Annotated in this window: 6 protein-coding genes; 3 read left to right on the forward strand and 3 right to left on the reverse strand. The window is 44.0% G+C overall.

Annotation, left to right across the window (positions count from 1 at the left end):
* Positions 1 to 227 precede the first annotated feature (227 nt).
* The gene (locus tag AB4558_RS19280) at positions 228 to 1,253 is read left to right on the forward strand and encodes an HD-GYP domain-containing protein (protein WP_029235511.1); all 1,026 of its coding nucleotides are present in this window, start codon (positions 228 to 230) and stop codon (positions 1,251 to 1,253) included.
* 70 nt (positions 1,254 to 1,323) lie between these two features.
* The gene (locus AB4558_RS19285; RefSeq protein WP_372074306.1) at positions 1,324 to 6,219 is read left to right on the forward strand and encodes an ATP-binding protein; all 4,896 of its coding nucleotides are present in this window, start codon (positions 1,324 to 1,326) and stop codon (positions 6,217 to 6,219) included.
* Between the two features lie 94 nt (positions 6,220 to 6,313).
* Here the strand turns inward: AB4558_RS19285 and AB4558_RS19290 are convergent, their stop codons facing one another.
* Positions 6,314 to 7,204, reverse strand: a complete 891-nt coding sequence (locus tag AB4558_RS19290) for a LysR family transcriptional regulator (RefSeq protein WP_372159013.1) — start codon at positions 7,202 to 7,204, stop codon at positions 6,314 to 6,316.
* 275 nt (positions 7,205 to 7,479) lie between these two features.
* Here AB4558_RS19290 and AB4558_RS19295 point away from each other — a divergent pair, with 275 nt between their 5' ends.
* Positions 7,480 to 8,655, forward strand: coding sequence for an MFS transporter (locus AB4558_RS19295; RefSeq protein WP_048606169.1), 1,176 nt, complete (start codon positions 7,480 to 7,482; stop codon positions 8,653 to 8,655).
* Positions 8,656 to 8,881: 226 nt separating this feature from the next.
* Here the strand turns inward: AB4558_RS19295 and AB4558_RS19300 are convergent, their stop codons facing one another.
* Positions 8,882 to 11,638: an immune inhibitor A domain-containing protein gene (locus AB4558_RS19300; protein WP_372159014.1), complete on the reverse strand. Its 2,757-nt coding sequence runs from the start codon at positions 11,636 to 11,638 to the stop codon at positions 8,882 to 8,884.
* A gap of 47 nt (positions 11,639 to 11,685) precedes the next feature.
* On the reverse strand, positions 11,686 to 11,997 hold the full coding sequence (locus AB4558_RS19305) for a hypothetical protein (protein WP_333011902.1): 312 nt from the start codon (positions 11,995 to 11,997) through the stop codon (positions 11,686 to 11,688).
* Between the last annotated feature and the right edge of the window lie 173 nt (positions 11,998 to 12,170).

The raw sequence follows: 12,170 nt of genomic DNA on the forward strand, positions 1-12,170 counted from the left end.
AGTATCTGTGTTGTTAGTGAAATGTTGCAATGCAAAGGTAATTCCCCTTGTATAATAATAACTTAACTGACGTAATATTGACTGGTCGTACTTCTAATAACGCCAGTTTGAAGTCACTCACAGATCTACTCTTCATTTTTGAAAATCAATTGTTTTTTTTTCTACTTAACCTCTGGAAACCGTTCTACACTAGGGTTATAACTGTTTGATTTGTATACGAGGTATCAATGAGTCGGAAACCTATAGTGTTAGTCGTGGATGACACCCCAAGTAACTTGGATGTGTTAACGGCAATACTCAAAGATACTTATCAAGTGAAAGTAGCGATTAACGGCACAATTGGTATCAAAATTGCGAAGATGGTGCCGCAGCCAGACCTTATCCTCCTTGATATCATGATGCCTGACATCGATGGTTACGAGGTGTGCCGCCAACTTAAAGCTCAGCCGAATACGGCTCACATTCCTATCATTTTCGTGACCGCCACAATTGGTCCAGAAGCCGAAGTAAAAGGGCTCTCCTTGGGGGCTGTCGATTACCTAACCAAGCCGATAACCCCTGCAATTGCACTCCAGCGTGTGAAAACGCATATCGCACTTTATGACCAACAACGCGCGTTGTTTAGTCAGGTAAAAGAGAAAACTCAAGAGATCAATCTCGGTAAGCTAGAAACACTGAACATACTGGGTAGAGCTGCTGAATTTAAAGACAATGAAACAGGCATGCACGTTAAGCGTATGAGTCACTACTGTGAAGTGCTAGCTAAAGCCTTGGGAATGACTGACGAAGATGCCGAGACGTTGCGTGATGCAGCACCAATGCATGATATTGGCAAGATCGGTATTCCTGATAGCGTATTACTCAAGCCGGGTAAATTGGACGCCGACGAGTGGACAATTATGCAAAAGCATGTCGAATATGGTGTTGATATACTTGGTAGGCAGAGTGATTCCAAACTGATGCGTATGGCTATTCAGGTGGCGCAATATCATCACGAAAAATGGGATGGCAGTGGTTATCCAAACCAGATAGCTGGTGAAGGTATCCCATTGGTTGGAAGAATTGCGGCTGTTGCTGATGTGTTTGATGCCCTGACCGCAGAGCGCCCTTATAAAAAAGCTTGGAGTATTGATGAGGCGCTGAACTTGTTTGAAGAACAGAAAGGCAAACATTTTGATCCAACTATCGTTGATGTGTTTTTTCTGAAGTTACCTGAGATTCTAGCAATTAAAGAGAAATTTAGAGATGAGTGATGGCTTGATGTTGTCGCTAAATCGTTTGGTTGTTTTTCTGGTCATTACACTTGTGGTGTGGTCGCTGCTAATGCGATCTACGAATGCTGCTGAGGTAACAGATACTGAGTTAAATCAGTGGTTGGGAAACCAACCAACGGTAACTTTTGTTGTCTTGGCCAACCATTATCCTTACTCATTCATCGATGATGATGGGCAGGTTTCTGGGATCATCAAAGATTGGACATTAGATCTTGAACAGCGTTTTGGTGTTCATGTTCGGTTTGTCACAGTTAACTCGCGTGTCGAGGCTAAAGCCGCGTTAGTCGACGGGCGAGGCGATGTATTTCCATTCCAACAGTTCGACCCAAGTGAAGGTGGCCGTTTTCTTGCGAGTGCTCCCTATATTCCTTATCAGGTCGCAGTGATTGTTCCCATCGACAACAAACTCGATGGAAACCTAGATCAAAATAATAAACGCCGTATTGCGATGGTTAACGAAAATATCGATTTGGAGCGAGCCGGTGTCAAATTGAGTTCTATTGAGCGAGTGAATTTTGATAACGTTATTGATGCAGTACGTGCGTTAGGGGCCGGGGATGTCGAAGGCATGGTCGGTGAACCTATCACCACTATGGATCTTGCGAAAAAGATTGGCGTTCATGATTTAGCGGTAAATTATGTTCTGGAGCATTGGAAAAGGTTTGAAGCATCAATGGTGATTCGAACCGATGAACCAGAACTGCTGACGCTAATCAACAAACAGATTGAAACCTTCGACGTTGATAACAAGAACAAGATTTTATCGAAGTGGCTAGACAGTTCCCCCTATCGAGTGCCGCTAAAAGGCGTGTTTGGCTTTGGTAACCCTCCGTATATTTACCCAGACAGCACCGCAGTCGGGCTACAGTACGACATTCTTCAGCGTGCACTGAATGACATGGGATATAAACTAGGTGACGTTGTCACACTTCCACCTAGCGCCGCTAAAAAAGCCATCGATAACAATAATTCTATAGCCTTTGTTTCTGGTGTTCAGTTTGATGATCCTAATGCGCACTTTTTAAGTGATAACGTTTTTAATGTTGAGTTTGTTCCTGTTTCACTAACTCGCCGCAAACTCCAACTTCAATCCCCAAAAGACCTATCATTAGGGGCGTTATTGTTCGACGAAACATCCACAATTAAAAACTCTGTTGAAGTTCTGAAGAGTAAGTTAGACATTGATCGTATTGAAGATTACGAAGATCTTGAATCAGCATTCTCGCAGTTGAGGGCTCAAAATGTTGACCTGCTAATGGTTGAACGAAGAGTGCTAGAGTGGTTTATCACCAACACTCGTTTTATTGAAATGGCAGAGCTAACGCTACATGACGAGTATAAAGTTGAGTATCCGATCTATGTGGACTTTAAGAGTGAAGAAATCAGAGATAGCTTCAATGCCGCAATTAAAAGGCTTAAACAGGAGGATGACGGCTTAAACCAAATTATCGAGATGCAGGTTCAGAGTGATTTAAGCCTAGTCCTTAAAAAAGCGAATATTATCGCGCAAATATCTGCGTATTTTATCGTCAACGACCGCTTTGAAGAGTTGACGGAAGTGTTTGAAATTTTCGACACGGACAGTTCTTTTCAGGTGATCACCGCACAAGCGGATAACAATAGTCGCCCGATCAAATCTTGGTACATAGGCAACCTAGTTGATCAATATGGAGAGAAGAAAAATACCTCTCACTTTTCATCAGTCACCAAGGTGGCGAATTATAGGACCAAGGGAGGGAGTATCAACTCTGGTTCGATGACTTTCTACTTTGATGTTAATTCGTTAGAGCGGAACCATGTTTATTTTCCATCTGTCGAACAATTTAGTTCATTCGGAGATGCGGTGAAACGCTATATTGCGGATGTTTATCAAGCGAGTAACTTGACTGGAGAGATCCTAAATCTAAGCCAAAAAGAGAGGGCGTGGATTAAAGATAATCCGGATGTACGTATAGGTATCGATCCGAATTCGTTACCTTATGAAGCGGTATCCAATACCGGTGAATACATCGGGATGATTGATGATTATCTAACGCTGATTGAACAAAAAACAGGGCTAAGTATTCAGCATGTTGACGTGGCGAATTGGTCTGAGACCCGAAGCTTGGTTGATCATCATGAAGTGGAACTGGTCTCAGCAGCTCAAGAGAATCGTTCGTTAGGAGATAACGTCAAAGCAGCTAAAAGCTTGTTTTCAAGTCGTTTGGCCATTGCATCGAGAAGAGACGTTAGTAGCTTGGTACTTGAAGAAGCTGATGGTTGGAAAATCGGTATATTGAAGAATGCGGCAAATACTAACGCGATTTTAGATAAGTACCCGAACGTTGAGTGGGTAGAGGTAGAATCCACGGCCGATGGGCTCAACCGATTGGATGATAAAACCTTAGACGGCATGGTCGACACTGTTGATGTCCTCAATTACCTCATTGATTCATTTGGTCATCGAGGGGTTGGTATCATCGGCCGGTTAGACTTCTTCCTGTCGCCAACTCTGCATGTCATCAAATCTGAACCTTTGCTGTTGTCTATTGTGAACAAAGCGATAGGCAGTATCTCGGCTGAAGAACACCAGAAGATCTCAGCAAAGTGGGCGGCGCCCAAAGCGATAGAAAGAGTTGATTATCAATTGGTTTACACTATTTCGGTTTTTTCTCTGGTGATCCTTCTTCTTATTATTTTCTGGAATCGTAAATTAGCGAAGCAGATCAGTATTGCTAAGGAAGCGACCGAAGCTCTGGAAAAGGCGCAGAACCAACTCTACAACATGCTAAATAGCTCTCCAATTGCAGCTAGTGTGGTATTTGAAGAAGAGGTTCGTTACGCGAACGATACGGCAAAACGTTTGTTTGGCGTGGAAGATCAGGCGTTGTCTTCTATCGACGTTGCCGCTATCCATGACTCGCTGAGCGTTCGTGATGGCGTGCATGAAGAGCTCGACCTTAACGGTAAAGTTGAAAATAGGGAGTTAGTACTCAGAAAGTCTGATGGAACCCGATTTGTTGCTTTGGTCAGTTACTATCTTTTTGAGATTGATGGTGAAGTCGCCACACTATTTTGGGCATTCGATATTTCAGAAATGAAGCGCCTTAACGAACAATTGGAAGAAGAGAAACAGAGAGCCGATTTGGCGAGCCAAGCTAAATCGGAATTCTTAGCCAATATGAGCCATGAGATAAGAACCCCAATGAACGCCATTATTGGCTTGTCTTATCTGGCGATTGGCGAAATATCTAATCCTGTAGCTCGAAATTATATTGAGAAAGTGCACCGTTCTGGCCATTCGTTACTCGGTATCATCAATGACATCCTTGATTTTTCAAAGATAGAAGCTGGGCAACTTGTTATTGATAACGTCCCGTTTGATCCCGTAACGACTTTTAAAGATGTGATTGAGTTGATGGAATCGAAAGCGGCTGAGAAGCAACTCAATTTGTCTATGGTCATCGACCCAGAGTTAGACACGCCACTACAAGGCGATCCCTTGAGGTTGTTCCAAGTCATACTCAACCTTGTGGGCAACGCGATTAAGTTTACGGAACAAGGCAGCGTAGCATTAACGGTGGAGCATGTTGACTCGAACGACAGCAGCCTAACCATGAGAGTGAGTGTGATGGATACCGGGATAGGCATTTCGGATGAGAACCGTCACAAGCTGTTTGAAGCCTTTAGCCAAGCGGATACCACAACGACACGTCGGTTTGGCGGTACAGGGCTTGGGCTCAACATTAGCCAGAAATTAGTTCATGCGATGGGCAGTCAAATTACGGTAGAGAGTGTTTACGGGCAAGGCAGTGAGTTCTCCTTTGTACTGACATTGCCACGCTCAAGCTCGGATGCGTTAGCCGACTTCAAAGCTCAAGAGTTGCAACTGGATTATCAGATAGAGTTCAAAGGGCAAAGAGTGCTATTGGTTGAAGACAATGAGCTGAACCAAGATCTCGCCTTAGCATTTTTCAGTCGCTCTAAATTAAATGCCGATCTTGCTGAAAACGGAAAGGAAGCGCTGGAGTTAGCTAAAAACAACGACTACGAAATAATCTTCATGGATCTTCAAATGCCGATTATGGACGGCTTTGAAGCTACCCGTTTGATTCGTGAATTCGATATAGATGTACCGATTATTGCAATGTCAGCCAATGTTTTTGCTGATGCGAAACAACGAGCGAGGGCGTCGGGCATCACGGACTTCTTGGATAAGCCTATTGTTATTGATAAAGCGATGTCTTTGATTACTCGATACATTGTTCCTGAGGTCTTAGTTGAAGGTCGAGCGCCATCAGACACCTCTTCAGATACGATACTGGCCAGTGATTCTGATAATAGTTCGGAATTGCACTCCGATACTCAAACAGAGCAGCCTGTTTTCTCTCAGTCGAAGTTTGAGCAACTGACTCATCATGATGCGAAACTGCAAGAGAAGATGCTTGGTAGATTCTGCCAAGGGGCGCCTGACATTATGTCGGATGCTTTTGATAACTTAGTACAAGGCGACTGGGAGACGTTAGAGCGTAATCTACATACCTTAAAAAGCATGGCAGCTTCGATTGGTGGATTGCGATTGGCAGAGTTACTCAGTGATTTAGAAAGCAAAGCGCATAACAAGGCGTGTGATGAAGCAGATCTTAAGCAAGGCGAACTTGGGTTAATCGAACTGATTAAAGCAGTTGAGATCAGCTTTGATGTGTCTGGTGTTGGGGGATTCAATACGACAAGTACTGAAGAAGCCGATGCGAGTCTTGCTGATACCTCTGATTCACCGAGCATCACGTCAGAACAGCATGCTCAGTTGCTATCACTGCTGGATGCTTATGATAACGATGCAACTCAATATGTGACTGAGTTACTGGCACAGTATCCACATTCTGTTGTTCTCAAAGATGTTCGAAGTGCGTTAGATAATTATGACTTTGAACGAGCAAAAGAGGGGCTTGGCGCTTCTGAGTAGTTGTCTTTTATAAATATCACTTCAACATTAAAGCCTTTAGCTCTTATAGCGAAATACCGAGCTAGCTAAAGGCTTTAAATCTATCTATACCGAACTAACGACTCACGTTCTGTTTGATTAGCTCAACAACCGTATCGTATCGGTGCGGCAGTTTTCGGTTTCGTTTTTGAACCAGATACAGCGTTTCCTCTACTTCTACCTTTGGCGGCACAACGTGTAGCTTGTCTCTATCTGGGAAGTGTTCAACCGCGCCAGCCGGTAACACGGTAAAACCTAATCCTTTTGATACGGGTAGCAAGATCTGGTGAAGCTGATTGATGTAGCCAGATCTTGGTATCTCATTAACGTTGATGTTCGCTAAGTCTTTATCTCCGCAAAGGTCGAAATACAAAGACAGATAGTGTGCAGAATCTGGGTGGGCAATCAGGCCAATGTCATTCAATACTTGCGGCGTTATCTCTAAATCAGCAAGGCTGTGGTGAACAATAAGACACAGTGCTTCTTTGCCGATGACTTGGCTTTGGTAGTAGCTGTCGTTCGGGGAATGCCTAACAATGCCGATATCGGTAGTGCCTTCGCTTAGGTCATTCAATATCTTTTTGTTTGGAGCGGCTTCTAAGTTAATGCTGAGCTCTTGGTGTTGCTGTTGAAGTTCAAGAAGCTTGGGATACAGACGCAAAGAGAGTGAGCCAGAGCAAGACAAGTGACATTGCCCAGCATAAGGGTTATCAAAACTCAGAGACTCAAAAAGATCTTCTTGGTCTTTCTCTAGCTTGAGCGCATAGCGATACATAATTCGACCTTGTTCGGTCAGCTCGAAGCTCTTATTTTCTCGAGAGAGCAGGTCACAATTACAAGCTTGTTCAAGCTTCTTGATGTGTTGGCTGACTCCAGGTTGTGTCATGTACAACTTTTCGGCCGTTTGGGTGAAATGACCAACTTCAACCAGAGTCTTAAACGTATTGAGCCAAAGTGGATTAATCATACTCACCTTCAAATGCTAAAGCCTATAAATAACAAGACTTATAAATCACAGAGCCTGTAAACAACAAAGCCAATAAATAACAGAAAATTATTATTATCTTAAGTAATGATAATTTCAACTCTAACGTCTTAAGTAACGCTAATCAAAGTCATAGGGTGGTAACACTTTATATTGGTATATTGGCCGCTTTGTAGAGTTGCTATGAGTAACAAAGTGTTGCGACTTTGTTAAATTTTTGGTCTATTGACCAACTGTGCTCATATTTAGGAACGAAGATGAATAGAAATGTTTGGCTGCTCTCACTGTGTCAGGCCCTATTGATGACGGGTAACATATTACTGATCTCTGTGATTGGTTTGATCGGTAAGCAGATTGCGCCCAGTGTCAGCATGATTACCTTGCCGGTTGCACTGCAGTTTTTGGGTTTAATGGCAGCCACTATTCCTGCGTCTTTAATTTCAGGTAAGTTAGGGAGAAAGCGAGGATTTAGCATTGGTAATGTGGTTGGCATTACAGGGGCTAGTCTTGCCACCTACGCACTGTCTCAGCAAAATTTCTATCTGTTCTGTTTCGCTACGTTCTTACTTGGGATAGGCATAGGTTTTGGCACGCTTTATCGTTTTGCTGCAATCGAGGTGTGTGATGAAAATGCCCGTCATCGAGCGATATCTATCTCTATGGCTGGTGGCGTTCTAGCAGCGGTATTGGGGCCAAATTTGGCTATTATGTCTCAACAGTGGTCGCAAGATGGCTTGTACATTGGTGCTTTTGCTTCTTTGATTGGATTGAACATTCTTGCGTTACTCATCTTACAAACTATTCAATTCCCAAAAGTGTCCTTTAATAGTCAGGCGCCTAAATCCGATCCTCTCAGTGTGATAGTTAAATCGCCTAACTTTATTGGTGCCGTGTTTGCTGCCATGGTCGCTTATGCGGTGATGAATATCCTGATGACAGCAACACCATTGGCAATGATTGGCTGTGGCTTTGACTTTACTAAAGCGGCGGGTGTGATTGAGTGGCACGTGTTGGGGATGTTTGTACCTGCATTCTTTACTGGTTCACTTATCGAGAAGTTTGGCTCAAGAATGATGATCTTAGCAGGCGGGGTGCTGTTCGTTGTCTGTATCGCGATTAACATTCATGGCGAATCTATTTGGCACTTCAGAGCGGCCTTGGTCGTGCTGGGTGTCGGTTGGAACTTCATGTTTATCGCAGCCACGGGTTTGTTTAGTCAGTCTTACCAATCGCAGAACAAAGCCAAGGCACAAGCGTTTAATGAATTTATTGTCTTTGGTTGTGTGACGATTACCGCCATGCTCTCTGGCTGGCTAGAATCGACAGCAGGGTGGCAGAACCTCAATATCTATGTATTACCATTCGTGTTGGCTGTTATCTTGTTGTTCGCGTTCAGCGCACGTAAATCACACATTCAAAAACAACCGGTTTAAGGACCAGTTGAACCGCTGAAAATTGAACGTAGTGCTACGGTAACCGGTTTACAGTGCTAATGATGCTATCCAAACACAGACAAATAAAAAGCCCTACCAATAAGGTAGGGCTTTTGCTTACGGCTTAAATAATAACGTTTTCTTAAAACTGCTGTCTTGGCTTATATCCTGTGACAACAGTACTTAAGCTTGTTTTGTAAATACGCATGACAGAGCCAGCGATGATTTACAGGTCGACCAAAATTGTCTTAGTGGTAATCCCACCTTGGTCATCGATTATCTTCAGTGTCACCTCGTGCTTTCCGTATGAAGGGAAGATTGACGTGAATGTGCGACCTCGTTTGACCTTTCCATTTGGAAGTGTCCATTCGGTATCAACAATACGACCATCGCTGTCTGAACTTGTAGACCACATGGTTACCCAACGACCCAAGTGAATGTACTTTGCGCTCGCTTCTGGCAGGGCGTTTGGAGATTCAACACTCACTACGGAACTAAATGAATCGGTAGCGCCTTTGTCGTCGACAACAGTCAAGCTCACCGTGTATTCACCGGCTTGCTCGTAAGACCAAGTTGGTGCCACTTCGTTACTTGTTGTGCCGTTCCCAAAGTCCCATAGGTAACGGGTGATCTCACCGTCTTGGTCTGAGCTGAAGTTGTTTACAGAAACATTCAGGCCAGTCACATGCAGCTCGAAGTTCGCAGTAGGAGCGACGTTGTGTTGGCTTACTTTAGATAAGCGAACCACGCCGTATTCGTTGTTATCACTTTGATTCACAATATCGACCGCTAAACCAAACTCCGTCAGGATGCGCCCTGAATCTGGTGCTTGAGGCGATGTGTAATCTTGGTCATCCGAGAAGCTCGCATTGCCAACCAAACTGGTATCTTCGAGTACATCATTGTCGCTGTTTACAAGACGCATTGGAGTATGATCTTTGAGTGAAAACGCTGCGTCTCGAACTTGGTAGCGTGTTTGAGCCACTTCACCAGAGTTTGCCCACACCATGGCATTTTGGTCTGCATCGACCACGCCTAACCAACCTTCACCAGGGTGTTTACCTACCCAGTTGTCAGTTAGTGATTCGTCGACGTACCAAATGATCAAGCCTGGGTCGAATGACATCAGTTGTCCCATGCGTTTGATGTTCGCTAGGCCTTCATCAACATCCATGTGGCTGCGCCATTGCAATAGATAGTAGTGCTGCGCTTGATGGAATCCATTACTCAGCTTGTAACCATTAAGGGCGAAGGTGGAGTTGCTCTCACCATCATCTATATCGGTCACTTCACCATCGACAACCACACTGAGGTTATCTAAATAGAAGCCTTCCATTGCTAAGCCACCATCGGTGATGTACTCAAATGAAAGTTCGACTTCTTGTCCTGCCCATTGTGAAACGTCGAACTCAGCGTCAATCCATCCGCCAGATTCGCCGCCAATAGCAGGAACGAGGCCCGTGTTGTATGGGTCGTCCATTGAGGTAATGTTGCCTGCAATGGCTGTTCCGTTGATTAGCACGCGAGCAAAGTCGTAGTCTTTTTCAATCTCATACCAAGTTTTGAAAAACAGAAGTGCAGAATCACCCGCTGGGATCACCAACTTGCGAGTCATACTGTTTTTCAGGTCATCGCCTTTTTGAGAGTGGAATGAATACTCGCCCTCAAAGGGTTTCAGACTTTCAATCTGTTTTTCAGGAAGGTCGACCTTAATCATGTTCGGACGGCTGTTATCCGTTGTTTGGAACAGCGTATAAACTTGTGGGTTGTCTTCTAGGTCATCAATCGATATCTGATCATCGTTAATCCAACGGCCACCAATCGATTTCTGTAGGAAGTGTTTTGCCCAAGAGCTGAATGCCGTTGGTTGTGTACCACCAATTTGACCAGCCCAACTGCCCGAAGACATGATTGACCAGTAAGAAACCGGTTCACCTTTGCCTGTGTATTGCGTGTCATACTCGTCTGGTAAGCCTAAATCATGACCATATTCGTGGGCACAAACACCCGCAGCCGCATCAATCGGTTGAATGGTGTAATCGAACGCCGCGTATTGGCCACCAAATCGATCTGGAAGCGAGCTAGAAGTACCTTCCAGTACATGAGTGCGACCAAGGTTGAATCGGTGAGACCAAATTGCATCAGGGCCTAACACGCCACCACCGGCTTCTTCGCCTACCGATGCATGAAACACCATCAGGTGATCAATCACACCATCGGGTTCGCGGAAATTTCCGTCACCGTCGTAATCGTAACGATCTTCGATGTCGTAATCGGCAAGGTTGATACTCGGATCTTGCGCCAGTTGATTCAGCGCTTCACGAACCAGTTCTTGGGCGTTGAGATCGTTGTCGGTGGTAGGGGAGTTGCCACCATAGAATGAAGCGGGCTTTGAGGCGCGATACCAACCTGCCGCTTGACCTGCAACGCTGTAGCTGTCACCTGACTCGCTTTGGTAATATTGGCGCATCGAGATTAGGTTCTCGCCATTGGGCCCTGTGTAGCCAGAATTTGAGAACAACAGCTCTTGATAATGCTCTGGGTTGTAGCTCTCATAGAGCATCTGCGTGTGCTCTTCGGTCAACTTGTTGTCATCCCAGTTCAAATCAGGGAAATCGACTAACAGAGCGAGCACTTTATCGGTGCGCTTGGTGCCGACTTCTAAAGCAAAGACACTCGCTTTTTTAACACCAGACCCTTTTTCTATGGCTTTGAGTATTTTCGCGCGTTGCTCAAGTGCTTTTTTACCGAATTGAGCATCGCCTTTAAAACCAGAATTGATTTTATTTTTCAAGTAACGGTCAAGTGCATCCTGCTTTGCCACATCGGTTGCATCTTGGTCGACTAAGCCTTGTCTAACTAGCATTTCAATGAGTTTGTCTTCATTAACTACGCCTAAATCAATAGGTGTTTTTGCATAACCACTGACGCTAAATAGAGTAAGCATTGCTGAAGCCAACAATGTTTTTCTCATCATTTTCATTATATTTCCTTTTTATATTTCCATGTCGATATCAGTATCAACTTGCCTTATTCGGATCTGTTGTCCGAGTTTGGTCTAATACACTCTTGTGGTGTCTTATTTAACTGACGTGTGTTTGTTGTATGTTTATTACCTTCTATCTCTTTTGTATTGGTTGTCTCTTTTCTATTTTTTGAATCAAACGGAGTGCTCTTCACTTTTTTAGCGTTGAGATAGATACGCAAAGCTTCTTGATTTTCCTCATAGGTTAAGCCTGAACAGATAACACCTCGTTTAATCAATGACTTCAGCAATAGTTCGTCGTTCTCAATAGTGGAAGCCTGTGACAGTGAGGAAAAAATTAGAACCATTAAAGCCATTGTTTTTCTGGGTGTTTTTGTGAGAGTCCTAGTTGTACGAGTCTCGGTTGTAAGAGGCGCTGTTGTAAGGAACATAGTCATAAGAGCCATCAGTTTTGATTATGTAACAAAATATATTTATAAAATTCACCAATCAAATAGATAATTATTACAATTAAATATTCGTTCCGGTT

It is taken from the genome of Vibrio sp. 10N.222.51.C5, from assembly GCF_041474575.1.
Lineage (GTDB): Bacteria > Pseudomonadota > Gammaproteobacteria > Enterobacterales > Vibrionaceae > Vibrio > Vibrio crassostreae_C.

Coding starts and splice junctions, on each gene's coding strand:
- AB4558_RS19280 (WP_029235511.1), top strand. CDS start 228: ATGAGTCGGAAACCTATAGTGTTAGTCGTGGATGACACCCCAAGTAAC.
- AB4558_RS19285 (WP_372074306.1), top strand. CDS start 1,324: ATGCGATCTACGAATGCTGCTGAGGTAACAGATACTGAGTTAAATCAG.
- AB4558_RS19290 (WP_372159013.1), bottom strand. CDS start 7,204: ATGATTAATCCACTTTGGCTCAATACGTTTAAGACTCTGGTTGAAGTT.
- AB4558_RS19295 (WP_048606169.1), top strand. CDS start 7,480: ATGAATAGAAATGTTTGGCTGCTCTCACTGTGTCAGGCCCTATTGATG.
- AB4558_RS19300 (WP_372159014.1), bottom strand. CDS start 11,638: ATGAAAATGATGAGAAAAACATTGTTGGCTTCAGCAATGCTTACTCTA.
- AB4558_RS19305 (WP_333011902.1), bottom strand. CDS start 11,997: ATGGCTTTAATGGTTCTAATTTTTTCCTCACTGTCACAGGCTTCCACT.